This is a genomic window from Spiroplasma endosymbiont of Thecophora atra (genome assembly GCF_964019735.1).
GTDB lineage: Bacteria > Bacillota_I > Bacilli_A > Mycoplasmatales > VBWQ01 > Spiroplasma_E > Spiroplasma_E ixodetis_A.
This window is the reverse complement of the sequence record NZ_OZ026464.1, coordinates 490075-516995: the sequence shown is the minus strand read 5'-3', so window position 1 is coordinate 516995 and position 26921 is coordinate 490075. Positions and strand designations below refer to the sequence as shown.

At 22.4% G+C, this 26921-nt stretch carries 39 protein-coding genes; 16 read left to right on the top strand and 23 right to left on the bottom strand.

What is annotated here, in order from left to right:
- Positions 1 to 16: 16 nt before the first annotated feature.
- From AACL05_RS02935 to AACL05_RS02895, 9 genes are all read right to left on the bottom strand, one after another.
- Positions 17 to 679, bottom strand: coding sequence for a hypothetical protein (locus tag AACL05_RS02935; RefSeq protein ID WP_338962493.1), 663 nt, complete (start codon positions 677 to 679; stop codon positions 17 to 19).
- Positions 669 to 1355 (bottom strand): ribulose-phosphate 3-epimerase, encoded by a 687-nt coding sequence (locus AACL05_RS02930; protein WP_281749492.1) that lies wholly within the window; start codon positions 1353 to 1355, stop codon positions 669 to 671. Before AACL05_RS02930 ends, AACL05_RS02935 begins: the two co-directional genes overlap by 11 nt.
- A gap of 13 nt (positions 1356 to 1368) precedes the next feature.
- Positions 1369 to 2250, bottom strand: coding sequence for a ribosome small subunit-dependent GTPase A (gene rsgA, locus AACL05_RS02925; protein ID WP_338962489.1), 882 nt, complete (start codon positions 2248 to 2250; stop codon positions 1369 to 1371).
- Between the two features lie 12 nt (positions 2251 to 2262).
- Complete coding sequence (locus tag AACL05_RS02920; RefSeq protein WP_338962486.1) at positions 2263 to 3234, bottom strand: serine/threonine-protein kinase; 972 nt, start codon at positions 3232 to 3234, stop codon at positions 2263 to 2265.
- An 84-nt stretch (positions 3235 to 3318) separates the two neighbouring features.
- Positions 3319 to 4068: a protein phosphatase 2C domain-containing protein gene (locus AACL05_RS02915; RefSeq protein WP_338962483.1), complete on the bottom strand. Its 750-nt coding sequence runs from the start codon at positions 4066 to 4068 to the stop codon at positions 3319 to 3321.
- Between the two features lie 11 nt (positions 4069 to 4079).
- Complete coding sequence (locus AACL05_RS02910) at positions 4080 to 5363, bottom strand: methyltransferase domain-containing protein (RefSeq protein ID WP_338962481.1); 1284 nt, start codon at positions 5361 to 5363, stop codon at positions 4080 to 4082.
- A 155-nt stretch (positions 5364 to 5518) separates the two neighbouring features.
- On the bottom strand, positions 5519 to 5887 hold the full coding sequence (locus AACL05_RS02905; protein ID WP_174481526.1) for a SemiSWEET family sugar transporter: 369 nt from the start codon (positions 5885 to 5887) through the stop codon (positions 5519 to 5521).
- Positions 5888 to 5892: 5 nt separating this feature from the next.
- Positions 5893 to 6240: a SemiSWEET family sugar transporter gene (locus AACL05_RS02900; protein WP_286642184.1), complete on the bottom strand. Its 348-nt coding sequence runs from the start codon at positions 6238 to 6240 to the stop codon at positions 5893 to 5895.
- Positions 6241 to 6727: 487 nt separating this feature from the next.
- Positions 6728 to 7312: a UPF0236 family transposase-like protein gene (locus tag AACL05_RS02895; RefSeq protein WP_338962472.1), complete on the bottom strand. Its 585-nt coding sequence runs from the start codon at positions 7310 to 7312 to the stop codon at positions 6728 to 6730.
- A 718-nt stretch (positions 7313 to 8030) separates the two neighbouring features.
- On the opposite strand from AACL05_RS02895, the gene AACL05_RS02890 reads away from it, so the two are divergent.
- The 16 genes from AACL05_RS02890 (at position 8031) to AACL05_RS02815 (ending at position 19966) form a co-directional block, all read left to right on the top strand.
- Positions 8031 to 8312, top strand: coding sequence for a hypothetical protein (locus AACL05_RS02890; RefSeq protein ID WP_338962469.1), 282 nt, complete (start codon positions 8031 to 8033; stop codon positions 8310 to 8312).
- Between the two features lie 161 nt (positions 8313 to 8473).
- Positions 8474 to 8869, top strand: a complete 396-nt coding sequence (locus AACL05_RS02885; protein ID WP_338986218.1) for a terminase small subunit — start codon at positions 8474 to 8476, stop codon at positions 8867 to 8869.
- Entirely contained in the window at positions 8863 to 10221 is a 1359-nt protein-coding gene (locus tag AACL05_RS02880) for a hypothetical protein (RefSeq protein ID WP_338962464.1), read from the top strand. The genes AACL05_RS02885 and AACL05_RS02880 overlap by 7 nt, the downstream gene beginning before the upstream one ends.
- 3 nt (positions 10222 to 10224) lie before the next feature.
- Positions 10225 to 10707: a hypothetical protein gene (locus tag AACL05_RS02875; RefSeq protein ID WP_338962462.1), complete on the top strand. Its 483-nt coding sequence runs from the start codon at positions 10225 to 10227 to the stop codon at positions 10705 to 10707.
- A gap of 33 nt (positions 10708 to 10740) precedes the next feature.
- Positions 10741 to 11028, top strand: coding sequence for a hypothetical protein (locus AACL05_RS02870; protein WP_338986217.1), 288 nt, complete (start codon positions 10741 to 10743; stop codon positions 11026 to 11028).
- Between the two features lie 141 nt (positions 11029 to 11169).
- Complete coding sequence (locus AACL05_RS02865; RefSeq protein WP_338986216.1) at positions 11170 to 11520, top strand: hypothetical protein; 351 nt, start codon at positions 11170 to 11172, stop codon at positions 11518 to 11520.
- Positions 11489 to 14311 carry a hypothetical protein gene (locus AACL05_RS02860; protein WP_338962457.1) on the top strand — a complete coding sequence of 941 codons (2823 nt, stop codon included), beginning with the start codon at positions 11489 to 11491 and terminating at the stop codon, positions 14309 to 14311. Before AACL05_RS02865 ends, AACL05_RS02860 begins: the two co-directional genes overlap by 32 nt.
- Positions 14312 to 14366: 55 nt before the next feature.
- A complete protein-coding gene (locus AACL05_RS02855; RefSeq protein WP_338962454.1) occupies positions 14367 to 14495 on the top strand; it encodes a hypothetical protein in 129 nt (42 codons plus the stop codon).
- A complete protein-coding gene (locus AACL05_RS02850) occupies positions 14495 to 14962 on the top strand; it encodes a hypothetical protein (RefSeq protein WP_338986214.1) in 468 nt (155 codons plus the stop codon). Before AACL05_RS02855 ends, AACL05_RS02850 begins: the two co-directional genes overlap by 1 nt.
- Before the next feature lie 4 nt (positions 14963 to 14966).
- The gene (locus tag AACL05_RS02845) at positions 14967 to 15101 is read left to right on the top strand and encodes a hypothetical protein (RefSeq protein WP_338986212.1); all 135 of its coding nucleotides are present in this window, start codon (positions 14967 to 14969) and stop codon (positions 15099 to 15101) included.
- 76 nt (positions 15102 to 15177) lie between these two features.
- A complete protein-coding gene (locus tag AACL05_RS02840; RefSeq protein WP_338960236.1) occupies positions 15178 to 16128 on the top strand; it encodes an IS30 family transposase in 951 nt (316 codons plus the stop codon).
- Between the two features lie 164 nt (positions 16129 to 16292).
- A complete protein-coding gene (locus AACL05_RS02835; protein WP_338986211.1) occupies positions 16293 to 17240 on the top strand; it encodes a hypothetical protein in 948 nt (315 codons plus the stop codon).
- A 16-nt stretch (positions 17241 to 17256) separates the two neighbouring features.
- A complete protein-coding gene (locus AACL05_RS02830; protein WP_338962448.1) occupies positions 17257 to 18036 on the top strand; it encodes a hypothetical protein in 780 nt (259 codons plus the stop codon).
- Entirely contained in the window at positions 18020 to 19423 is a 1404-nt protein-coding gene (locus AACL05_RS02825; protein ID WP_338986210.1) for a hypothetical protein, read from the top strand. The genes AACL05_RS02830 and AACL05_RS02825 overlap by 17 nt, the downstream gene beginning before the upstream one ends.
- Positions 19424 to 19620: 197 nt before the next feature.
- Positions 19621 to 19743 (top strand): hypothetical protein, encoded by a 123-nt coding sequence (locus tag AACL05_RS02820; protein WP_338962443.1) that lies wholly within the window; start codon positions 19621 to 19623, stop codon positions 19741 to 19743.
- 16 nt (positions 19744 to 19759) lie between these two features.
- Positions 19760 to 19966 carry a hypothetical protein gene (locus AACL05_RS02815; protein WP_338957961.1) on the top strand — a complete coding sequence of 69 codons (207 nt, stop codon included), beginning with the start codon at positions 19760 to 19762 and terminating at the stop codon, positions 19964 to 19966.
- Between the two features lie 36 nt (positions 19967 to 20002).
- On the opposite strand, the gene AACL05_RS02810 is transcribed toward AACL05_RS02815, so the two are convergent.
- From AACL05_RS02810 to AACL05_RS02745, 14 genes are all read right to left on the bottom strand, one after another.
- The gene (locus tag AACL05_RS02810; RefSeq protein ID WP_338962440.1) at positions 20003 to 20827 is read right to left on the bottom strand and encodes a hypothetical protein; all 825 of its coding nucleotides are present in this window, start codon (positions 20825 to 20827) and stop codon (positions 20003 to 20005) included.
- Between the two features lie 3 nt (positions 20828 to 20830).
- The gene (locus AACL05_RS02805; protein WP_338961756.1) at positions 20831 to 21085 is read right to left on the bottom strand and encodes a hypothetical protein; all 255 of its coding nucleotides are present in this window, start codon (positions 21083 to 21085) and stop codon (positions 20831 to 20833) included.
- A 371-nt stretch (positions 21086 to 21456) separates the two neighbouring features.
- The gene (locus AACL05_RS02800) at positions 21457 to 21603 is read right to left on the bottom strand and encodes a hypothetical protein (protein ID WP_338961757.1); all 147 of its coding nucleotides are present in this window, start codon (positions 21601 to 21603) and stop codon (positions 21457 to 21459) included.
- Positions 21596 to 21871, bottom strand: coding sequence for a hypothetical protein (locus AACL05_RS02795; protein WP_338962437.1), 276 nt, complete (start codon positions 21869 to 21871; stop codon positions 21596 to 21598). The genes AACL05_RS02800 and AACL05_RS02795 overlap by 8 nt, the downstream gene beginning before the upstream one ends.
- 17 nt (positions 21872 to 21888) lie before the next feature.
- Positions 21889 to 22365, bottom strand: a complete 477-nt coding sequence (locus AACL05_RS02790) for a recombinase RecT (protein ID WP_338986209.1) — start codon at positions 22363 to 22365, stop codon at positions 21889 to 21891.
- Positions 22366 to 23316 (bottom strand): IS30 family transposase, encoded by a 951-nt coding sequence (locus AACL05_RS02785; protein WP_338960236.1) that lies wholly within the window; start codon positions 23314 to 23316, stop codon positions 22366 to 22368. It abuts the gene before it with no gap.
- 86 nt (positions 23317 to 23402) lie between these two features.
- Entirely contained in the window at positions 23403 to 23813 is a 411-nt protein-coding gene (locus tag AACL05_RS02780; protein ID WP_338986208.1) for a recombinase RecT, read from the bottom strand.
- 204 nt (positions 23814 to 24017) lie between these two features.
- Positions 24018 to 24194 (bottom strand): hypothetical protein, encoded by a 177-nt coding sequence (locus tag AACL05_RS02775; RefSeq protein ID WP_338961762.1) that lies wholly within the window; start codon positions 24192 to 24194, stop codon positions 24018 to 24020.
- Positions 24181 to 24483 (bottom strand): PD-(D/E)XK nuclease family protein, encoded by a 303-nt coding sequence (locus AACL05_RS02770; protein ID WP_338986377.1) that lies wholly within the window; start codon positions 24481 to 24483, stop codon positions 24181 to 24183. Before AACL05_RS02770 ends, AACL05_RS02775 begins: the two co-directional genes overlap by 14 nt.
- Before the next feature lie 94 nt (positions 24484 to 24577).
- Complete coding sequence (locus AACL05_RS02765; RefSeq protein WP_338960236.1) at positions 24578 to 25528, bottom strand: IS30 family transposase; 951 nt, start codon at positions 25526 to 25528, stop codon at positions 24578 to 24580.
- An 86-nt stretch (positions 25529 to 25614) separates the two neighbouring features.
- Entirely contained in the window at positions 25615 to 25920 is a 306-nt protein-coding gene (locus AACL05_RS02760; protein WP_338986207.1) for a hypothetical protein, read from the bottom strand.
- A complete protein-coding gene (locus tag AACL05_RS02755; RefSeq protein ID WP_338962430.1) occupies positions 25913 to 26035 on the bottom strand; it encodes a hypothetical protein in 123 nt (40 codons plus the stop codon). Before AACL05_RS02755 ends, AACL05_RS02760 begins: the two co-directional genes overlap by 8 nt.
- Positions 26036 to 26238: 203 nt before the next feature.
- Complete coding sequence (locus tag AACL05_RS02750; RefSeq protein WP_338962428.1) at positions 26239 to 26397, bottom strand: hypothetical protein; 159 nt, start codon at positions 26395 to 26397, stop codon at positions 26239 to 26241.
- Positions 26397 to 26597: a hypothetical protein gene (locus tag AACL05_RS02745; protein WP_338962426.1), complete on the bottom strand. Its 201-nt coding sequence runs from the start codon at positions 26595 to 26597 to the stop codon at positions 26397 to 26399. Before AACL05_RS02745 ends, AACL05_RS02750 begins: the two co-directional genes overlap by 1 nt.
- Positions 26598 to 26921: the final 324 nt, after the last annotated feature.

Below are 26921 nucleotides of genomic sequence, written 5' to 3'. Positions count from 1 at the left end.
TCTAAATTTTAAAAAATTATTTATGTAAAAAAACTAAACATTTTCCTTTTTTAATAATTAGTTTTGGTCTTTCTTTTTTGTTAAATTCATTACTAATAGTTTGTGTACTATTATTAGTAACAGTAATATCCTGATTTGGATAAAACTTACAACCACTAAAATTATAAATTACTTCTTCATTGTCTAAACTAAAAAAAGAAATATATTTATATGTTAATTGTCAATTGTAAAAAATATATTCTGATTTTGCTTTTAATAAAAAACAATAATTATTTTCACCTAATAAAATTGGATTAAAACATTCATATTTTTTTATTATATTAATACTAGCAAGTAACATATCCCAACGTATTCCATCACTTACTATCACTATTTGTTGAAAATTAATTTTTTTGGAAATTGCAGTAACTATCGCAAGTTCACTATCAATAAAATCTTTTTCTTTATTAAAAGTAATAATTTCAAAATTATGTATTTTACTTTGATCATTTAAAATCTTTAACTGTTGTTTATTAACGGTATCATTATCACCACAAATAAACTTAATTGGTTTTTTATATTTTAATAATGATAAAATACCAGTTTCAACACCAATAAAAATTGGATTAATAAATTGTTCTCAATTTAAATTATAATCACGACAAACAATTACTAATTGTTTAATATCACTATTTTTCATAATTTGTTAACATCGCAACTTGTTTTTTTACTGAATTATCACTATTTAATAAATAACTACCCGCTACTAGGTAATTAGCACCAGCAGTAATACAATCATTTGCTGTTAAATTATTAATGCCACCATCAACAGCAATTGTAATATTTGGAAAATTATTATCGATATGTTTTACTAACATTTTAATTTTATTAATAGTTAAATCTAAAAAACGTTGTCCACCCGCACCTGGTTGCACACTCATAATTAAAATTGTATCAAGATCTTTCAAATAATCATAAATTTTTGAAATTGGTGTATCAGGATTAATGGCAATTCCTTTTTTAAAACCAGGGTTTTTTCATTGCAGGAATTCTTTTAATTGTTCTTCTGTTAATGCTTCATAATGCAAAGTAATATTTTTAACTTGCGGTAAAATTATAAATGGTTTTAAATAATCACATACTTTTAATGTTGTTATCTTTACCATCATATGACAATCAATATTGATATTAGAACTAAATTTACATACATCACTTAATATTTTTGCACCAAAACTTAAATTTTCAACAAAATGATGATCCATAACATCAAAATGAATTCAATTAATTCCTGCATTTTGTAAATTTAATAAATCATCTTTTAAAGATAGAAAGTTAGCAGTTAAAATGCTAGCGGCAATTGTTACTTCTTTTTTCATATATTACCATCCTTTATTTTAAATTATTAACTTTATTGAATTCTATTAAAATTTTACAATAATCTTCATAAAAAAAACCAGAAATTATTTTATTTGCAACTGCTTTTTTAATTGCACATTCTGGTTCTTGCTGATGTAAGCAAGTACGAAACTTACAATTTTGTCAAATATTAGTAAAACTAGGAAAATTAGTAGCAATATCAATACTACTTAAACCTTGCAATTGAAAGACCGAAAAACCAGGTGTATCTGCAATAATACCATCATGTAAAAAATAAAGGCGAGTTTTAGTTGTGGTATGTTTACCACGATTTAAACTTGTAGAAATATCCTGTGTTCATAGTTTTAAATTATTATCCAAACTATTTAAAGTTGAACTCTTTCCCACTCCTGAAGTACCTGTTAATATTGATAACTTGTTTGTAAAAACTTTTTTTAAATCTTCAATACCATTTTTTTTAACATTTGAAATAAAAATTACTGGTAAATTTAAATTCTGATATGCTTTAACTTTTGTTCAAACTTCATTATCTTTAGTTACCAAATCAATTTTTGTAAATATTAAAATTATTTTTAAATGATAATAATTAAAAATAGTTAATAATTTATTTAATAGAAAACTACTAAGAAAAGGATTAACAAGAGAACTAACAATTAATACTTGATCAACATTAGCAATGCTTGGTCGATATAGTTCATTAAATCGAGGTAAAATTGATTCAACCAAAGGATTTTTATCATCTTTAAAATTAACTTTAACATAATCACCAACTAAAATTTTTGTTGTTTGAAATTTTAAATTTCCTTTGATTAAACAAGAATAAATTTGATTTTCAATTCTTACTTCAACAAAGTTATTTGCAACTCCAATAACTATTCCTTGTTTAAAGTTCATAGTGTCCTCCAATTAATATAAAATTAATATGCTTATAATAACACCAATAAGTAATAATATAATTAAAATTAAAGATGATAAAAATTCTTTTTTTAAATAAAATGGTTTTTTTAATTTTTGTGAATTTAAGTAATTTTTCTTAAATAACATATTATTTTTATTTTCCGTTTTTAAACAACAATCTAAATCATTACTCAATTCACTAATTGTCCGATAGCGATCATTAATATCCTTAGCAGTTGCCTTCAAAATAATATTTTCTAAACTTTGTGGAATATTTTTATTAATTTCATGAATTAATGGCATTGGTTCTTTAATATGTTTGGCCGCTAATATTTGTGGATTTTTATGAAAAAAAGGTGGTTTACCAACTAATAATTCATATAATATAATACCTAAAGCATAAATATCACTTTGAATTGTTGGTTTTTGAAATTTTACTACTTCTGGAGCAATATATTTCATTGTTCCTACAACTTGATTAGCGTATTTTTTAACTTCATAATCATCAATAACAGCAATACCAAAGTCTAAAACTTTAATTGCTCCACTACTAGTTAAAATAATATTTTCGGGTTTTAAATCACGATGAATAATATTGACTGCATGACACGCATTAACCCCTTTTAAAATTTCTTTCATAATAACTATAACTTCATTAACTGATAAAACTGAATAATTACTTAAATATTCTTTTAATGTTTTACCTTCTAATAATTCAAAAACTAAGCATCAATCTTTCTTATCAATAAAAACATCATATACCAAAATAACATTGGGATGTCTAACTCTAGATACTGCTCTAATTTCTTGCAAAAATCGTTCTTTTATTAAGTCATCTAGTGATGAAATTGGATTAATTACTTTTAAAGCAACTTGCCGATTTAAATATTTATCTTGTGCTTCATAAACTTTAGCCATACCACCCGAACCAATAATTTTTAAAATATAATAACGATTATTCAATAATTTATTTATTTCCATTAGTTTCACCATTACTTTTAAATTTATTTTTTAAAAATTACTAACTTATTTATAATTTATATTTTACACAAAAATGTCAAAAGACTAAAATTTTATTTCCATTAATAATACAGTAACATTATCAGTTGAAACATTAAGTAATGCTTGCTTAATTAATAACTTAACTTTGTTATTAATATTTCCATTTTTTTCTAATATATTAACTATTTCATATTCTTCTAAAAAATCATGAACACCATCACTAGTTAAAAGAAAATATGATGGAATTATTAAGGGTAAATGAAAAATATCGGTTTTTAATGGCTTACGTGGACCAAGAGCACTAGTTAATGCCTTTCAATAAGTGTGATTTAAATCAACACTTGATTCTTTAGTTGTGTTTTTTTGTAAATATAGATTTAAAATATTATGATCAACTGTTAACTGTTTTAATCCTTGTTCACTATATTGATAAATACGTGAATCACCAATATTTACTAAATAAGCTTTGTTATTAGTAATTAAAATTATTACCATAGTTGTTCCCATATCAAGCGCTTGTTCATTACTTAAACTAAAATTATTCATTTCAATTTGAATAATATCTATCTTTTCTTGTAATCATGCATGAATTTGTTTATCGTATTTTAATTTAGTAAAATCTGTTGTTTCAAAAAATTTTTTTAACATACTAACAGCCATATTACTTGCCACTTCACCACATTTATGACCACCCAAACCATCACAAACAACACCAATAACTTGTCCCGTATTATTTGTTAAATATAAAACGGCATCTTGATTATTTGTACGATAATTACCAACATCTGTTTTATAACTAGCATTTATTTTCATAAACTGACCCCCTATATTCCTTTTTTTAATTTACAAATATAAAATCCATCAGTATTGTTATTAAAACCAAAAAATTGTTTTTCTGCAATGATTGTCATATCTGCGTGATTTTTAACAAACTTCTCAATTTGATTTTGATTTTCTTTAATATTGAAAGTACAAGTAACATACACAATTATCGCTTCGGGTTTTAAAAGTTGATAAGCCTTATTTAATAATTTTGCTTGAACAGTAATTAAGTGATTAATTTCTTCTTTACTTCAATTGATAAGTTTAACTTCTGGTTTTCTTTTAATTAAACCTCAAGCAGTACTAGGAGCATCAATTAAAATTTTGTCAAACTTATTATTAAAATCCAATATTGTAGAATCACCATATTTAAGTTCAGTATTTGTTACGCCTAATTTTTTTAAATAAGTAGCACCAATTTTTAATCGTTCTTCATTGATATCACAAGCAACTATCTTACCGTGATTAGACATTAAAGCTGCCATATGAGCTGTTTTACTAGCAATTCCTGCACACATATCTAATACTTCATCATATGGTTGTGGATCTAAAAAATGACTAACTAGCATACTTGCTTGGTCTTGTTTAATAATTTCACCATTTTCATATAATTTTGTGTTAAAAATTGACTTTGAACTAATAATACCATCAGATACTATCTCGCTTAAACAAAAGTTAAAAGATTTATAATTTTCATTGTTTAACACTTTATTAACAGTAGTTTTTAATGTATTAACTCTAAAACTAATTAATGGCATTTTTAAGTTATCTTTTATCAATTGATTTGCAATATTAATACTAAATTGTGATTTTATTAAAGAATATAATCAACTAGGATAACTATATTTAATTAATTTAATATTTTGTTTACTTTCTTTTTGTAAGTTAAATTCTGATCTAAATTCAGTAAAACATAAATCTAATACTTTAGAAATAATAAATGTTAGTTTATTATCAATGGTGCTTACTTTTTTTAAAGTATTTTCAATGAAAATTTCTTTATTAGTAATTTCTAAAAAATAGATTTCATATAAAACTATTCATAATAAAATAGTTATGTGAAAAGGAATAGTAATTACTGATTTCAAAACATTTCATATTTGATTTAATATATAATCTAAATAAATTTGATTTTTTAAAGTTCCTAGTACTATCTTTTCAATTGCTTCTTTTTCTGATAATGTTAGATTTTTATCTCGCATCATTTGTGCTAATAAAACATTACAATGACCTTTTTCTAGGATTACTTGTACTAGAATTTTATAAACATCATTTTGAATTATCATTATTTAACCCCACAAAATTTTTAATTATACATATATTATAACTTAAATTATTATTTTTAATTTTGATAAGTATTTTACTATTATAACTATTAAAAAATGCATCATTACAATGCATTTTTAGTAATAAATTATTATTTTTAATAAAAACTAAACTATTAAAAGTTGCTCTTTATATTTACTTTACCTTTTCATTTTTTACAATCTTCACCATATTTATACATATTATTAATTTTAATACCAAGAATAATTCCTGATCATATTGCACAAGGTGTATTAGCACAAATTATAACTAAATCTTTCATTAAAATTGTTGATTCAGATCCGCCATGATATGATAAATGAATAATGCCCCATAATACTCATAAACTGTTAGCTGTTGTATAAAGAATAAATGTAAGTAAAGAAATACCATCTGTTTTTTTAGTTTTTATTGTTTTTAAAGATTGTGGACAAAATGCTATAACAGCAATAAGTGCTCCAATAATCCCTATTATAGTAATAATTCATCATTCAGTATTTGCCATTATTTTTATTCCTCCAAAGTTCTAGCATTTTCGCCCAACGTTTTCATATTTTTTACTTTAACATAAATAATACAATTAGTTGCAGTCATTGTTACTGTATACGGTATTATTAAGGTAGAACCTCAAATTGCAATTTCAAGAGTATCAGCACCTTCTGGTCACATTACTGGTAATGTTACTGAAAGTATTCCAAATATCAAGAAAAAAAGATTAGCAATATTATAAATTATATAAGTTGATAAGATTATATGTTTAGTTTCCTTAGTTTTTATTGTTTTTATTGCTTGTGGAATAAATGTTATAATAGATAATATTCCGGCTAAATAACCTATAATTCCAATAAAAGTTTGCATTTTCATCCTCCATTAAATTTTAAAAATATTTTAGTAGTTTTTTTAAAACTATTAATATATTTATTTCTTGTTTTATTAAAAAAACATTATTTTACTTTTAATCATTTAAAATAGAAAGTGTTTAATTAATATTTTTTCAAATAAATCTAAAAAAATTAAAAATAATTTATAATAAAAAAATAAAAAACCACTAAAATAGTAAAAATTTATTTAAAATAAAATAATAAATTTAAAAAATATTAATTAAAAATTAAATAAAATTTTAATTTTACAATAAATATAAAAGGGCGGTTGTCAAAGGACGTATGAGATTAACCCTTAGAACTATGAAGTAACATTAACAATATAACTGCAAATTCTATGATTTGTTAATTAAATTATACCATAAATTTTAAAAAGATTAAAAAATATAATTATAAAATTACATTTAAACAACACAAAAATTCTAATTTTAAAATTAGAATAAAAAATATGAAATTTTAACTTATTAAGTACTATTAAGATAACTTCTAGCATTTAAATAATTTGCTTTTGCTATTAACATATTATTCAATGTTTGATGATGATATATTTTTGCTCCATTAGTTAAAGATTTTAAAAAATGATATACATCACTTTCAGCACTACAACCAATATTTCAATCAGCATTTTGATTAATAATTCCTTGTTCATTATTTTTAAAATAATTATAAGTTTTTTTAGTAACTTTATTATGATTATTTTCTAAAATAGTAATTAATTCATTATACTTACCATTTGAAAAAGTAGTTGTTACATCTAAATACTTTGTTCAATCAAGTGCTTTCTTTTGATGTTTACCACGAACATTAACAAAAGATTTTCATAAATAACTATAAGCATGATATTTATCTAAAATATAATAACAACCCAATCAACTAGCCATTGCTCTAATTCATAATGCACCATCCCCAGCAACTACTACATTATAATTATTATATTCTCAATTAATAGCAAATATATTTAATTTAATATCATAATGATTATTAATAGTTTGCATTGTAAAATTATGTAATTCTTCTTGTTTTGGAGCATTATTAGTTTTAAATAACATAAATGAAGTTATTTTCTTATCTAATTTATTTCTATATGAATAAATTTCTTTTCTACCTAAATTAAAAGTTAAAAGTCTACAACAATATTGCTGTTTTAAACCATTTTCATCTCAACAAGTTATATAAGCATCATCTGCACATATATTTAATTTTTCATTATCTAATACTTTAAATTTTTGTTCTGGTATTAATTTTTCAATTTTTGCATTTTTAAAAATTCTTGAAATAAGATTTTTAGAAAAAGAAGTATATTTAAATTCTGATTGAATATTAAAATAACCTTTTTTACTTATTAAATTTTCAATTAAATTATCTAATATTTCAAAATATAAATCATTAGTAATTCTTGCTCTTTTTTTAATCCCAAATTCTTCATAAATTGGATAATAATGTTTTTTATTTATTTCATCTCAATAAACTCTTTGTCTAAAAGTTCCTATTCCAATTGGAGTATTTACTGTTCTATTACATGTTCAAGCAACTTTATATTGATTTTTATTTCTATTTAGAAAAAAATATTCATCATAATCATGGATTTTTTGAAAATATTTTGCTAAAATATTAGTGATTTCAGATTTTAGAGTATAATATTAAAAAACGATAAAATAAACTGCAAATTCTATTTACGTTTAAAAGATAACTTTTATTAGTTATCTTTTCTTTTTTAATAAAATAATGTACAATAAAGAAAAATATAAATAGAAAAGGAAAATAAAAATGTTAGAAAGAACATTATGGATATTATTAATAATAGTAGTAGAAATGACATGAATTTTATTAATACATTATGGAATTAAATATTGTAATAATGATAAAATTTTTGGTATTTTTTTGATAACAATTTCATTGCCTATAGTAGGTACTTTTATTGGTTGTATGATTATGTATAAATCACAACATCCCGAATATAAATTTTGAAAAAATTTAGGAAATAAAATTAAAAAAATGTTTAAATTTAAAATCAAATTAAAAAAAGTAAATAAAAAAATAGCAGTATAATGCTATTTTTTGTTATAATTATATTATAAAAATTAAATAAAAAAGTATATGAAGTAATTAATAAAGTTAATAAGTTATTACGACCCAGTTCTAACTTAAAGATTATATTAATTATAGCATAAATTTTTATGTTTTTAAAGCATATGAAAGGAGATTTTTATGTGCAAGAAGAAAAAATAAAAATAAGAACAATTTTTAATAATGCTACAAAATTAAGAGAAGCATTAGAAAATTATTTTATTCATTGTAAAGATTTTGATGAAATACCTACTAAATTAGGAATGTTAATTTATTTAGATATAACTGAAAATACTTTAAAAAAATGAAAAGAAAAAAAGAGAAATACTTTTTTACAACAAATTAATTGAGCGCATTCTCAAATTGAACACTTAAATTTACAAAGATATTTAAAGTCACATTCTTCTAATTCTTCATGATATTTAGAAAGAGCATATGTTAATAAATATCATTTATCTACAAAAATTGATATAAAAAATAATGATAATACCACCCCTATAGCAATTAGTTTAGAAAATAAGAGTAAAAATAAATGTTAGAACATTTTGGATATCTTAATGATATTTTAAAACAAATGTATTATAAAAAATCTTTAACTGTAAAAAGAATTGACCAATTAGGTAGTCGTAAATCTGGTAAAACTATTCAAGATTTTGATTTTGAATGTAAAGCAACTGTATTACCTAATACAAAAGTTAAAACTTATGTTTTTAGAAATATGAGTGAACAATTATATGATACTTGAAATCAATTAAAAAATAGATGAGTATTATTTGCAATTGGGTTAGATTATACACTTTCTGAAACACGTAAAACTATTAAATATAAAGATAGTGAAATTGAATGTCGTGCTTTATATAAACAAAATAATAGTGAAATTAAATTAACTGGTTTACCAGATAATTCAAAATATGATTATGTAATTAGACATGTTGATGAAGCACATCAAATTGCTGAAAAAGATTGACAAGATATGGCAGATGCTATTCGTGGTTATAGTCAATTATTAGAAATTAATAGTTGTAATCCTTGAAGTATTTTAAATTATTATATTAAAAATGTAGTTACTTATTGTCCACAAAATGAAAAACAAATAATTAATGAATATGAACAATTTTATTTTAATGAAAAAGATAAAAGAATTGTTCATTATCAAAATTGAAAACTTAATTATTTATTACCAAAACATGAAGATGAAAGTTTATTAGAATTAGAAGCTCTAGACCCAATATCTGCAAGAGTCAGAAGTCATGGTTTAGTAGGTTATGAATCTGGTGGAATATATTCACATTTAATTCATAAAATTAGTAGATTATTACAACCAAGTTATCGCTTTAGTGCTGGATTAGATTATGGATTTAAAGATGATGCTTTAGCATGTTTATTAATAGGATTTGATTATAATTTTAAATTTGTTAATGTTATTGATTCATTAAAAATAGAAAATAAATTAATTCGTTATGATAATAAACAATTAGCAAGATTAGTAGTTGAGTTTTATATTAAATTAGCAAAAGAAAATAATTTGTTATATGAATATGGTTTAACTGTATATTGTGATTTTAGTAATTATACATTTATTGAAATGTTAAATGATACAGCAATTAAATATCAAGTTAATTCATGGCTATATTTTAAAGATTGTGTGAAATTAAGACTTGAATTTAGAATAGGTAAGAATGTGGCTTTAATGGCATCAGAACGCTTAAATATTAGTATGAATGCACAAGCATTATTAGATGAATTTAGATTGGCTGTATGAGACCCTAAGAGTATTAAACAAATACCATTAGCGGGTAATGACCATTTACGAGATGCATTTGATTATGCTATAGAACCATATATTAGAAATTTAAGTGCAAATATAAATCCTTATTTTGAAAGGAAGTAACATATGAATAATCATAATACTGAAATATTAACTCCTAAGTGATGTATGATAAATCTTCAAGAAATAATAGCAAATCATGCAAGTAAATTATTATGAGGTAATGGTTATACTTTAACAAGTGAACATCCAGAATATAAAAATGCTATTGAAAAATTAAAAGAATGAAATAATTTTGATAGTTTATTTTATCAAGATTGTCATATTAAATCTGGTTATGGTTATAGTATTGTTCAAATTGATAGAAGTAAAACTGGAAGAATAGCATTAAATTTTGCTCAACCATATGCTCAATCAAGAGTAGCTAGAGTATTAGAAACTGAATATAGTGCATCAACATGGTCAAGAGTACAATATGATGACCAAAATATTTATGTTAAAACAACATATACTCCAAATCAAATTATTAGATATTTTACTAGTGATACAGTTACATTAGATGGTTTACAAGAAAAAATAAGTAAAGATTTACAATTACCATTAATTTAAAATCATAATTTAGGTATTATTCCAGTTAAATTTATGCAAAATTTACCTAAAAAGAATTTCTTTGGTGGAGTTATTGGTGATTATTATCCAGATATGACTCCAATTAAAAATTTACAAAAATTATTAAATAAAACATTTGAATCAATTGAACATGAACTTGAATGTAATATAACTCGTGTATTTTTAGATATTACTGAACAAGAAATAAATCAATCTAAAACTGCTTTTGATTTAAAAAAATTAATAGGTAAATTTATTTTACAAGCAAATTTAAGAAGTATGGGAAGTACTAGTGGAACACCACCAATTGCAATATTATAAGGTAATCCCATTTTAGATAAATATGGTGAATTTATACAATTTATTATTGATAAAGCATTTGAGGGTAGTGGCTATAGTCCAGTAAATGATACTACAAGTCAAAAAACTGAAGCAGAAGTATTAATTACTAATTCAAGAGATATGGAAACTACAAGAATTAAAAGAACTTTAAATCAAAATGATTGAAATGAAATATTGCAAAGATGTTTTATTCTTATGGAATTAGATGGTGATAAATCTAAATGAACATTTGAAATTAAAGAAAATACTATTACAGATAGATTAAAATCACTTGAAATTGATGAAGCAGAATTAAGATTAGGTATTACTAATATTAAAAGAATTATTGTAAAAAGATATGGTGTTAGTGAAGAAGAAGCACAACAAATTATTGAAGAAAATAGAAAATATCAAAAAGAAGAAATTGAATTTAATAATACTTTTTTAGAAGAAACTAAAAATGATACCGAAAATAAATCATCAATTAATTAAAACAGTTTGAAAATCAACTGGTGAAATTGAAAAAGATTTTACACAAAATAAAGATTTACAATTTCGTGTATGTCCTTTTACTATTATTTTAGGTGCTATAAATTCAACAGAAACTGGTTATAAACCACCAACTAGCATTCCTAATGATTATACTTCATTTAGTAAAATATTTACTGGTAGAGAAGCAATACAAGCAGTTTGAGACCATTCTTATTATCCTATTCAAAATAAAGATAATCCAGATGAAGCATATAAACAATTACAAATTGGTGATGTGTTTTATGGGAATATATTATCAGACCAATTAGGTATTACTTATTCAGCAACACCAGCAAATAATGCTTTTATTCAAGAACAAGCAATTAAAAATGTAGTTATTAATATTCCAAATGAAAAAAAGAATTTTAATTTTATTAATAATATTGTTTCAAATTTATATAAGTTATATATGATTCCAGAAATTAATAAAGTTATAAATACTGATAAAAGTATTAAAGTTGATAGACAATGATATATTCTTGAAGTTGCTAGTAAAACATATAATAATGAAAATAAAGAATTGGCTTATATTCAATGTACTTTTAGTAGTTTAAATGATAAATTAGCGCATAGTGGATTAGCAATTAATCAATATGTACAATTAGGTGCACCTGCTGACCCAGTAGCATTACCAGCATTAGATGAAAATAATAATATTATTTTAGATTCAAATTATTTAACACCTTTACCAGTTACTCATTGTCAAATATCTTTTTATGGTTCAGTAGAACCTATTTCAATAGCATTATGAGGTAGAGAGATTGATAATAATCCTGAAAATACTAAACAACATAAATATAGACAATATCCAAGTAAATTATTATTTCCATGAGAATATCAATGTAGTACATATGACCCAGTAAGTTTTCAAGCATTACCAGAAACTAATTATGTATTAACTGTTCAAGGACAGAGTGTTATGGATAGTTATTCAGATTGACAAAAAGTAATTGCACCAAATTATGATGATGGTGCAACTAAACATTATGAAGGTCATTTAAGAACTAATGTTGAAAAAACTAAAAATACTAATAAAGTTGATGTATCAAATAGATTAGTAAATTATTGAGATAATAATTTTTTAAATGGTGCAGAAATTGAAAATTATAATTATGCAACGGCTGGTAATCCATATTTTCAATATTATAATAAAAATAATAAAAAATTTATTGGTAATACTCATTATAATATGAATAATAATAAATTTAAACAATTAAATACTATTAATGCATTACATTATTTTATTTATAATCCTATTAGTGAAATACCGTTAACAATCAGAGAAACTATTAAAATTAATCTTAATACTATACCTATATTTGGCTCATTTATGAATGCTTTTGTTGGTGGTTTAGATATTGGAGCAAAATTAAGTAGTAATTTATTAATACCTCAATTTCCTTATATCAATGGTTTAATATCTACTGAATTATATAATTTTTATACAACATTATTATATAGTTCACAAAGTACTAATCCAGCATTAATTCCATTCGATGTATTTAGAAATGATACTCCAGATGCTATTCAATCTGTTGCTGGAACAGCAAGTCATATGACATCATTTACATTTAATTTAACTGATAGTTTAGCAATGTCAAAATTTAATATTAATGATAATACTAGTATTAATAGTTATAATCTTACAACTGATAATTTAGTTCAATTAGATAAAACTGATAAAACACAAATATATTTATTACCACCAGATAATGATATTAATCCTTTATTAAAGGAATCAGATTTTACTAATAAAAATATATTAAAATGAGCAATTGATATGATTGATATTAAAGTTGTAGGTAAAAGTAATTTTAAAATCACATTTTATTCAATGCCAGATAATAGAAGTGGTGCTATTAATGATAATTTTAGTATTTGAAGTGGTACTTATCAAACAGTTGGTAAAGCAAGTAATAATAGTAGATTAATTCAAAATACATTTATTTTAGCAAATAATACTTTTAAATTTGACCAACCATTTAATTATCCACAAGCAATACAACCACCACCATTAATAGAAAGAGCACATCCTATATTTATTGATTTAAGTAATCAAAGTCAATATGGGATTAATAATGATATTAATAGAACATTAGAAGCATCACTAAATGATATTTTTCAAATGAGACCACATATTTTAGAAGATGTTAAAGGTAAATTTCATAATAGTATTGGTATTTATATAAATCAATATGGTTATGATAATGTTGATAAATTTAAAGAAGATTATGAAAGTATAACATTTAATTTTACATTAAATATGAAAGATAATTGAAATTTTTCTCCAGATAATCCGAGTTATACTAATTCAAAAAGTTGATTTACACCTATTAAAATAAATTTAAATGATATTGGTAATTTACCAGATAACCAAAATGATACTGCCCTTTTTCAAGATAAGGATATTATTTATAATAATAATTCTGGAAATCATAATGATACTAATAATAATTGGATATTTAATATAAATAATCGTACTAGTTTACCAATTAGTCAAACTGCTTCTTTAACAAATGCAGAAAGATTAAATAATATATATATTAATGATTTATTATGAACAAATGATACTCCAAGTAGTGGTCACACAATACCTTCATCAACATGATTTAAAATAATGGCTTTTAAAACAAAAGCATATCAAAGTCAAGATGATAATTTAATTATCATTGAATATCAATTTATAACTACATTTGATGCACCTACAAAAATTCTAAAATCTGGATTTGCTAATGCTAATTGAAATCTTTAAACTACGTCATTGGTAATTAATCCCAAAAGTTCAACTTAGAAAGGTGGTGGTAATTATGGTAAATGAAACAATTAATGAAATTTATGCTGTTATAGAAAGTTTAAAAGTAATTAATGATAATAACCTAAAAAAATTAGAAGTAGAAAATTTATTAATTACCCTAGTAATGAAATTAAAATATTAATGAAAGAAGGTAATACTATGGAAGAAAAAGAAAAAGATGAACAAGAAGAAACTAAAGAAGAAGAAGTAAAATCAGAAGAAAATACTGAAAAAGAATCTGAATCTGAAGATACAAAAGAACCAGAAACTGAAGAAGTTAAAGAACCAACTTTAGAAAATAAATATAAAGAATTAGAAGAAAAATATAATGCTTTATATAAAGAAAAAACTGATAAAGATAGAGAAATTAGACATTCAGAAAGTTATAAAAAATATAATTTATCACAAGAAAATATTAATTTATTAAAAAGATATCTTGGAGATAAAGATGATATTGATGAAGAATTATCATTATTAAATAAAGATTTTCCACATTTATTTAATAAAAATAAAGATACAAATATTAGTAATTCTTTAGATGTAAAAGATAAATTTAAAGAAGAAAAAGAAGATGAAGTAGATACTAGAAAAATAGGAATGGTAGGTTAAAAATATGGCAATTATTACAACACAATCAACAACAATTAATGACCCAAGTAATCCAACTGGGAAATTAGATTTATCAGTAAAATATATTAAAAATTTAAAAGTTTTATTATCGCTGAGTTATACTTGTAAGTGCAAGTAAATAAAATTGCAAAAAATTCTCATATAAAAATTTCATAATGCTAAATTTAGTTTAGAAAAAAGTAAGGAGTTTTTATATGAGTTATAAACATCTTGGCATAGATGAAAGGATTTATATTGAGAATCAATTGAAATTTAAATTTAAAATTAGTGAAATAGCTAAAAATCTTAATCGAAGTATTAGTACTATTATTCGAGAAATTAATAGAAATAAAGATAATAATCATTATTTTTCATTAATTGCACAAAATAAAGCTGAAAATCGAAAACAATCACATATTAGTTTTCATAAGTTTAAAAATAAGAATTTAGTAAAATATGTACAACAAAAATTACTATTAGGTTGATCACCTGAACAAATTTATGGCAGAATTAAAAATTTTCATAAAGAGTGAGTTATTAGTTTTAAAACAATTTATACTTGAATTTATTTTGGAATGCTTGATAAAGTTACTAGTAAAAATTTAAGAAGAAAAGGTAAAAAACGAAAATCTAAAGAAAATCGTGGCAAGTTTAATGGTAAATCAATTAAAGAACGAGATATAAATGTTAATGATCGTATAACACTTGGTCATTGAGAAGGAGATACTATAGTATCATCACGAGGTAAAAGCAAATCATGTTTAATAACTTTAGTTGAAAGAGTATCACGATTTACTTTAGCAATATTAGTTAAAAACAGAACTACTAAAGTTATTAATAAAAATGTTAGTTATTATTTATCAATTCTTCCTAAAAACATTGTTAAAACTATTACTTTTGATCGTGGCAAAGAATTTTCAAATTGACAACAACTTGAAAAAAATTTAGATATAAAAATTTATTTTGCCAATCCATATTCACCTTGACAAAGAGGTACTAATGAAAATACTAATGGTTTAATTAGAGAAAAATTTCCTAAAAAATTTATTTTTTCAAAAACTAATAAAAATGAAGTTCATAAATTTATATTGTCTTTAAACCAAAGACCAAGAAAAATACTAAATTATCTTTCACCAATCGAATATTTGGATAGAAAAATAATTTAGTTGCACTTACCTTTACAATTTAGCTATCAAAAAGAGTAGCATTAATTAATGCAACAGTAGAAAATAGAGAACAATTAGATGCTGGTACTGCTATTTATAATATTACGAAAAGAAATCCTACTGAAGATTATACAGCAGGTGCTGGTGCCAATAATCTAACAGCAGTGAATACAGTTCAAATTCTTTTAAATAAAAAGAAAGAAATTAATTTTGAAGAAGAAACATTAGATTTAAAGTTATTAGGTGCAAGATATGAGGATGGTAATGTTCTTGTATCAGATAGTTTAGCATCAAGTTGAATTGATGCAAAAGCAAAATCAGTAGAAATATATTTAGTAGCAAAATTATTAGCATTAGCAGTTAAAACAGCCAAAGATAATGGAATTATTAATATTGCATTACCAAGTAATCCAAAAATAGATGATTATAGAATGCTTTTATGATTAAAAATATCAAATACATTAGCAACATTAAAAGCAAGAATTACTGATGAATATATTGGTACAGATGAAGAAGATTATGTATTATGAGTATCTAGTTTTTTTAAACCATTAGTATTATTATCAATAACTACATTAGGTAGTGATAGTGCTTCACAAGCATTAAAAGATGGTAAAATTGTAGAAATTGGTGGTATTAAAATTATAGAATGTCCTTGATTAGGAAGAAATTATCCTGCTGGAGTTATTGATAAACAAGAATCATTTAATTTTTTAGGATGTGATGCTGTATTAGTTCATAAAGAATCAATAGCATTTCCATTTAATCGTGGTCAAGATAATACTTTTGTTTTACAAACAAATGGTAATGTTAAGAATTTTCATAAGTTTTTAGTTTCAGAAGGTAAAGCATTACGTCCAGATTTAGTTAAAGGATTTACAGTTACTTCAAGTATAGATATTGCCACAGCAATTGAATTTACTAATTTAGGAAAAATAACTATGGCTGGTGATACTCCAACTGCAGATGAAGTAGAAAAAGCAGTTATTGCTAAAAATCCTAATTATCAAAAAGGTAATGCTAATTTTTCAAATTTAACAGCAACAAGTGCAAATGTTGAAGGTAAAACTTTATATGATGGTTCTTTACAAGTAACTTTTACAAAGAAGTAATAAAGAAGTAATTTAAATGCCTATTATATTATTATTAAGAATGATATTAGAAACTGCTGTTAGTGATATACAAACTGCTGAATTAATAGAAAAATTTAAAAAAAGTAATTCATTATTTAATAGTTTTTTAAAAAATCCAGCAGGAATATTAAAAAATCAATTAATGTTAAAAGTATTAGGACAAGGTAAATCTCAAAAAGAATTAGCTGAATTTCAACAAGTTTTACAAAAATTAACAAATTTACCAGTAATTCATAAAAAAATAATGACACATATTACTAATAATAATATTGCTAAATTACAACATATTCAAAAACAATATTTAAATGGTAAGTCATTAATGGATAAAGGTAAAGAAATAATAATGAATTCTTTAACACAAGAAGATTATGACAGTATGATTGGAGTTTATGTAAATCTTTCTAGTAGTGCATTAACAGGTGGTATATGAACTCCCGTAGTACAAGCACAATCTGGTACGTATGGTATTGCTACATTAACATATAGAACAAATTTAAGTAAATCATATGATTATTTTAATGTTTGAAGAGAAACTTGAATTGATATGTGTAAATCTATGGGTGCTTATGGTACGGGTGCTAATAGTATTTTTATTAGAGAGTATTTAGGTGGAGTTAATAAAACTAGAAAAGAAATGAATTCTACTGTTAGAAAAAATGTTAGTCAATTAAATAGAGCAGTAACTAAACCTAATAAATCAGTTATTAGTACGGTTAATAAATCACAAGCAGTACAAGGATATGGAAGGTATAAAGATTATGGAAAACAAAAATAATATTGATTGAAATGTAAATTTAAATTATATTACAAAAGATGATTTAAAAACTATATATGGTTTTATACCAGATGCAGACCAAACTACTACTGATAATACTAAAACTGATTTTACTATTATGGCAATTGCTATTTCAAGTGAAAGAATTAATACTATTACTGGTAATCAAATTGAAGTAATAGGATTTAAAAATCTTAATGAAACTCAACAACAATTAGTTAAAAGAGCAACAGCAAGAATGACTATATATTATTTAACTGATGGAATGGCATTTATAAGAAGTTCAGTATCTATTAGTGGTAATGGTTTATCAAGTAGTATTAGTCCACCAAGTGAACCAGATTATGTATTAATGGAAGTATATAATTTATTACAACAAGCAAATTTACATACTCCAAGAAAAGCAATTAATAATCCTATTTCATGTAATACAGATAATTTTAATACACCTAGTATATTTGATGAAAGTGATACAAGAGTTATTACTTGAGATTCTGGTAATAAAACATTTTTACAAAAAATGGGATTAATTGAAGGTACTGGTATTACTATTCAAGATGTTAGTGATACTATACCTAAATTAAAATTTAATGTTGATAGTAATATTGATTCATTATGAGAAGTTGATAAAGATAATCCTAATTTTATAAAGTCAAAAGATTATAAAGGTATTGATGTTAATGGAAAAAGAATTATTGATGTTGGTACCCCTACATTTTTAAGTGATGCTACAACTAAAGAATATGTTGATAGTAAAATTCCAGATTTAACTAACTATTATAATAAACAAGAAACTAATCAATTATTAGATAAAAAACAAGATAAATTAACTGTTGGTTCAAATATTAATATTGATGAAACTAATACCATTAGTGCAAATTTAACTAATTATTATAATAAATCAGAAATTGATAAAAAATTAGAAGATAAAGTGGATATAGATAAATTTTCATATGCTTTTACTATTAATGCTCTTAGTACTGAAAATCCTAATTTAGAAACTACTAATAAAACTATTGTTGGTGGTATTAATGAGTTAAAAGAAAAAATAAAAGATAAAAAATTTTCAAATGATTATTTTAAATATAATACTGAAACAAATGAAGTTTCATTAAATGATGAAGAAAATTCATTACTTTGTAAGGATTTATTAGAAAATAATGAATATCAAATATTAAAAACTCAAAATAAAAAATTATTACAAGCAATTAATGAAATATTAGAAAAACAACCACAACCAACTCCAAGTGGTTCAAATTGAAAAGAAGTAGGAGAAATTATAACAGATAAAAATAATAATAATCAAAATTATATAAAATATATATTTAAAGATAAAACACATTATAGAATATATAAGTTATGGGGATTATACACGTCAAGAAAATAATAAAAATTATAGTTGACAAATAATTAATTTTTATTATCAATTAGATACAAGCGTTGTAAAAAGTAGTTTATGAATAGCAAATAATAATAATAATAATAACCAACAAATTGAAATTAATGTTTATAACAATAGAATAATGTGGGGTATGGGTAGAGATTATATTTTTAAAAAATTAGAAGAATTACAGGAATAAGATTATGATTTTTAAAATTATAAAAATTATTTTAGGTTTAATTCGAGTGTTATTATCTTCGGCTGTTGCTGGTTTAATTATATTTATTATAGTAAAAATTGTATTAAAAATTAATCAAATATTTTAGAAAGGTGGTGATTAATATGGATACTACAACAATTATTATAGTTGCTAATTTATGTATTAATGGAGGTTATGTTTTAATTAAATTAGGAAAAGCATTAGTTGCATTTGGTAAATCTTTAACAGACCCTAATAAAAAAGCACTTAAAAAACAAAATAAAATTAATAAATTACAAAGTAAATTAAATTCTATTAATAAACAACCAGAAATAAAAAGTATTTATTAATAGTAAAAAATGCCTTTAATAGGCATTTTTATTTATTTATAAACTCATATGATTATAATCTCAATTTAATGAAGCATTATCATAATTTAATGGTACTTCGCTCATATTATCACTACCGTATTGACTAGTTGTTTCACTATTAATAGTAAATCTATTATCATTAATTAATCTTGTAGTTTCATTATTAAATGGTGTTTCTTGCATTTCTGTATTATTATGATTTGTATCAATTGGTAATAAATTATGAATAATTTCACTTGCACCAGCAACTATTGTAGGAACTGCATAAGCATTATTAAAATCATTATTAATACCCATAGCAACACCACTACTAATCAAACAACCACCAGTAGCCATATTTGCTATTTTACGTATAGTTTCAAATTTACTTGGTATTAATTCAGTAATTCCAGCAACTAAATTTGCAATACCATATGAGTTAAGACTAATAAATGTATCTCAATCCATTAAATGATTATCATTATTATTAGTAGTACTTAATAATAAATCTGGTGGAAAAGGGTCAACAGTAGTAGTTATTGGACTTTCTGTTGGATTAGGATTAATTGAAGAGTTAGTAAATTTAGCATAATTAACTATTCCAATTGTTCCTAATCCTAATGCTATTTTTTTACTTGAATTTAATAGTTTACTTTTTAAACTTGGCATTTGATTTAAATTTCATATATCAATACCTAATTTTTTGCTAAATAATAATGAATTAATACTACCTAATATTGGATTACCTATAAGTTGACCATAATAAGCACTTGTACCAATCATTGCACAAATTGGACTTATTCCAGTTCTTATTAATTTTAATAAAGTATAATTTGATTGTGAATTTTCTGTATTTGGCATTTTTTATTCTCCTTTTATAAATTTAAATTGCATATTTCCTACTGTATCTCGATTATTACCACAAATAATTAAATATCCAGTATTATTTTCTAATATTCATGAATAATAAATATATTGTGGATATAATTTTGGATATAAATTTAATGCTAATAAATAACATAAAGCATCTTCTTTATTTTTTAATAATCCAACTGTTGGACATTTTATTTCTTTTGGACTTTTTTCATTATAAAATCATTCAGTTCTAATATTTCTCATTATTTCACATCCTTTTATGAACTCATCAGCACCGTAAATAAACGGTGGACTATAGAATTATAATGTTATCCAAATTTTAATAATTCTATAGTTTCGTTCTGTATAGAGATAAAATCTCTGTTATAGTTAGGACTTACATTGACATATTTTAAGCAAGAATAAAAAATAGGGAATAGGAGTTAGAAAGGATATATGTCAAATGCCTAAATATTAATTATTGTTTACTTTCCTTATCTTTATTTAGTTCTTTATTTTCGTATTCTATAAAGCAGATTTCATGCATATATCATTTTATTTTTTTGAATCAAAAAATTTTTCTATAATTTCTTATTCAATTACCATCCATTATGAATTTTTTACAATAATTACATTTATAAATTATCATTATCAAATTCTCCATTTTCTATAAATTCAAGTACTTTATAATAAGCAGTAAGTTTACCTGCTTCTTTTAAAGAATCACATAAACAAATACTAATTTGTTTATTTAATCAAATAATTAATTTTTCTTTATTCATTATCAAATACACCTCTTTCTAAATATTCAATTATTAATTCCATATCTAATGTGTCATGTTCAATTAAATATTCAATTAATTTTTCTTTATTAATACAATTTTTATGTCTTGATTTATTAATTTCATCAACTATTTTTCTATGAATAGAACAGTATACTCTGCCATATTTATCTGGTTTTTCTTCTGATTTATTTTCACATTGTATTTGTATATTATCTACTTTATTTTCTATTAAAGTTCCTAATGATTCAGTTCACATACATGTCATGATAAATTTACCTTTCATTAAACTTCAAAATTTTCTATAATTTCTTCTTCTTTTTCTAATTCTTTTAATTTAGATAAGGTAGAATTTAAATCAGTATTATCAATATTATTATTTGAATTAATAATTTTAACTTCATCACCATTATTATCTTTATAAGCAATAGTTTCTTCATCAATTACTACACCTTGGTCTAATTGAAGTGCTAAATTAATATCATCTTGATTATTTAATACAATAATTGGTGTTTTATTAATTTCTCGAATAAGTGCTTTTACAACAGTTTTTAAAGCCATTTGGTCAAAAGCAGAAGTTCATATATGATTTAATTTTCATTCTTGACTTTTTTTATTATAAGTTTTGCCATATTTATCTTTATGTTGATTAATTTCTTCAACAGTCATTCCTTTATAAAAATTATTAATTTTACCATTTTTATCTAAAAGAGAAATATAACAATAATAACCAATTGTGCTAAATTGTAAAGGTAAGTGCAACTAAATTATTTTTCTATCCAAATATTCGATTGGTGAAAGATAATTTAGTATTTTTCTTGGTCTTTGGTTTAAAGACAATATAAATTTATGAACTTCATTTTTATTAGTTTTTGAAAAAATAAATTTTTTAGGAAATTTTTCTCTAATTAAACCATTAGTATTTTCATTAGTACCTCTTTGTCAAGGTGAATATGGATTGGCAAAATAAATTTTTATATCTAAATTTTTTTCAAGTTGTTGTCAATTTGAAAATTCTTTGCCACGATCAAAAGTAATAGTTTTAACAATGTTTTTAGGAAGAATTGATAAATAATAACTAACATTTTTATTAATAACTTTAGTAGTTCTGTTTTTAACTAATATTGCTAAAGTAAATCGTGATACTCTTTCAACTAAAGTTATTAAACATGATTTGCTTTTACCTCGTGATGATACTATAGTATCTCCTTCTCAATGACCAAGTGTTATACGATCATTAACATTTATATCTCGTTCTTTAATTGATTTACCATTAAACTTGCCACGATTTTCTTTAGATTTTCGTTTTTTACCTTTTCTTCTTAAATTTTTACTAGTAACTTTATCAAGCATTCCAAAATAAATTCAAGTATAAATTGTTTTAAAACTAATAACTCACTCTTTATGAAAATTTTTAATTCTGCCATAAATTTGTTCAGGTGATCAACCTAATAGTAATTTTTGTTGTACATATTTTACTAAATTCTTATTTTTAAACTTATGAAAACTAATATGTGATTGTTTTCGATTTTCAGCTTTATTTTGTGCAATTAATGAAAAATAATGATTATTATCTTTATTTCTATTAATTTCTCGAATAATAGTACTAATACTTCGATTAAGATTTTTAGCTATTTCACTAATTTTAAATTTAAATTTCAATTGATTCTCAATATAAATCCTTTCATCTATGCCAAGATGTTTATAACTCATATAAAAACTCCTTACTTTTTTCTAAACTAAATTTAGCATTATGAAATTTTTATATGAGAATTTTTTGCAATTTTATTTACTTGCACTTACAAGTATAACTCAGCTGTATTAATAGTTTTTCTTTCAAAAATTAATGCTGGATTAATTTCTCATTTATTATTTTCTTTATTAAATTTATGTGCAGTTGTTATTTTTTCTCTTTGAAAATCAATTACTAATCCAGTTCTTTGTAATAATGTTAATCAACCATCTTCTTGAATTTGTACTTGTAATTCATCACCATAAGGTATTAATGCTAATTCTTTTTTAATTGGATTAATAGAAAGATTTAACTTATATAAATTAATTAATGCATTAATTAAACTTTGTGTATTCATAGTTTTTAAATCTTTACTAGAATTTATAATCATTTCATAATAATTTCTAAATTTTACATATTCTTCTTTATTACTTTTAATAAAATTAGGAATTTTTAATTCATTTTTATTATTACTCATTAGTTGATTCTCCTTTTTTATTTAATATTTCTAAAATTTCATCTAATTTTTTATTAATTTTGCCTATATGTTTTAATAAAATTAAAATTGATTTATCCATGATTGTCATCCTTCTTATTACTTGTTATTTCATCAACTATTTTTTCTAAACATTTCATACATCAATTTTTACTTAATCAAATTCTTTTATTACAATATTTACATTTATTCATACTTATTTATCCTTGTTTTTAATAAACTTAATTCATATTTAATTTGTTTTCTAATTTCAAATTCAATTACTTCATCATGCGAATATTCTAATAATTCATTTAAATATTTAATATTTTCTTTAATTTGTTTGATTGTTAATTCGTTTTTTATTTCATTAAATGTTTTCATTTTTATCTTCTCCTTTAAAATATTTTGTTTTTGCATTCATTCATTCAATTATTAATTCATTTGTTATTTCTATTTTTATTTCTTGTTGACTATTTTTATTAGTTAAATAAACATAAGTTTTATAAGATGGAGTTATACCATTCTCAAGTAACATACAATAATAAGCAGTTAATTGTAATTTAATTCTTTTTAATTTATCTTCATCAATACAAGCATAAGTTTTATAATCTACTAAATAATATTTATTTTCTTTTTTATCTAAATAAACTAAATCTGGTGTTCCAGCAATTAAATTATCAGCAATAGGTTTTTCAATAATAAATTCATAATTATTTTTATCTTTAAATTTTTCTTTTAAAGCTAAATTGTAAAGGTAAGTGCAACTAAATTATTTTTCTATCCAAATATTCGATTGGTGAAAGATAATTTAGTATTTTTCTTGGTCTTTGGTTTAAAGACAATATAAATTTATGAACTTCATTTTTATTAGTTTTTGAAAAAATAAATTTTTTAGGAAATTTTTCTCTAATTAAACCATTAGTATTTTCATTAGTACCTCTTTGTCAAGGTGAATATGGATTGGCAAAATAAATTTTTATATCTAAATTTTTTTCAAGTTGTTGTCAATTTGAAAATTCTTTGCCACGATCAAAAGTAATAGTTTTAACAATGTTTTTAGGAAGAATTGATAAATAATAACTAACATTTTTATTAATAACTTTAGTAGTTCTGTTTTTAACTAATATTGCTAAAGTAAATCGTGATACTCTTTCAACTAAAGTTATTAAACATGATTTGCTTTTACCTCGTGATGATACTATAGTATCTCCTTCTCAATGACCAAGTGTTATACGATCATTAACATTTATATCTCGTTCTTTAATTGATTTACCATTAAACTTGCCACGATTTTCTTTAGATTTTCGTTTTTTACCTTTTCTTCTTAAATTTTTACTAGTAACTTTATCAAGCATTCCAAAATAAATTCAAGTATAAATTGTTTTAAAACTAATAACTCACTCTTTATGAAAATTTTTAATTCTGCCATAAATTTGTTCAGGTGATCAACCTAATAGTAATTTTTGTTGTACATATTTTACTAAATTCTTATTTTTAAACTTATGAAAACTAATATGTGATTGTTTTCGATTTTCAGCTTTATTTTGTGCAATTAATGAAAAATAATGATTATTATCTTTATTTCTATTAATTTCTCGAATAATAGTACTAATACTTCGATTAAGATTTTTAGCTATTTCACTAATTTTAAATTTAAATTTCAATTGATTCTCAATATAAATCCTTTCATCTATGCCAAGATGTTTATAACTCATATAAAAACTCCTTACTTTTTTCTAAACTAAATTTAGCATTATGAAATTTTTATATGAGAATTTTTTGCAATTTTATTTACTTGCACTTACAAGTATAACTCAGCTAAAAATATTAGTGATTTTTTACAATAAGAATAATTTATTGAATTAGTTACTGGTTTTAATTTTTTTAATAAATTATTAATAATATTTTCTTCATTAATATTTTGTAAATATAATTCATTAAGTTTATGAACTCATTTACCACGATTTGAAGCATTTTTTAATACTTCTGGTGCTATATGACTATAACTAAATCCTAAATAATTATCAATAATTCTAGAAACTGATATTAATTCTTTATCTTCTAAAAAATATTGATGAGTTTCTTTTTTAAAAATTAATTTACTCATATTTTTTTCTACCTATTAATATTCAAAAACATTTATTACATAATCTATTACCAAAAGAAGATTGTTTTCTACATTTATCACAAGAACCAACCATTCTATATTCTCTACATTCCATAAATATTTTTCCTTTCATTAATGTTTAGAAGCAATAATTATTAATGTTAAAATCATAATAATAATTCCAATTGTTAAAAATATAATTCTACTTTTTCATGATTTTTTATAAAATTCTTTTTGCTCTTCAATTAATTCAATTTGTTCTTTTAATAATTTATTTTGTAATTCTTCTTTTTATTCTTCCATTTTTAATTCCTTTCATTAATCATGTAAATCTCTAAAACAGTGATAGTGATATGTATATTTAATATCTTGAAAATTGAAAGCAACATATGAATCATTACCAGAAGAATATGAAATAACCATATCTGTTTCAATAATTTCTTTACAATGACAACATTTCATATTTTTTCCTTTCATTAATTAAGTTTTTCTTGATTTGGATATTGCATATCTAATTCAAATGCTAATATTTCATAATGGATAATATATGCATCTTCTAATAAATGATGTTTATAATTTTTATGAAAATTATTTGCTTCCTTAAATGTATAAAAAACTTTATATTTTGTTTCAAATGTATAATTAACTTTATATTTTATTAAATAAACGTATGTCATATTTATTTTTCTCCTTTATTTTATTTATTGTGTTATGATATTGTTAATGAGGTATGTATTTATATATAAATCCCCTATTTTCTTAAATAATACAAATGTAATTATTAATTAGACTAATGGGTTCTTTACTGAACCATAATAAGGCTATTCAAATTAATCTATAATTACATTAAGCGATATACTGTTATTTTCTAATTTGCTTAACATTAGAATCCTTTTATACTGATAGAAGAATAGGTCTATAACCAACAGTAATTTATTTTTCTTCCAACAGGGTATTAAGTTTTAATCTTTAACAAAAAAAGAACGATAGTTATATCGTTC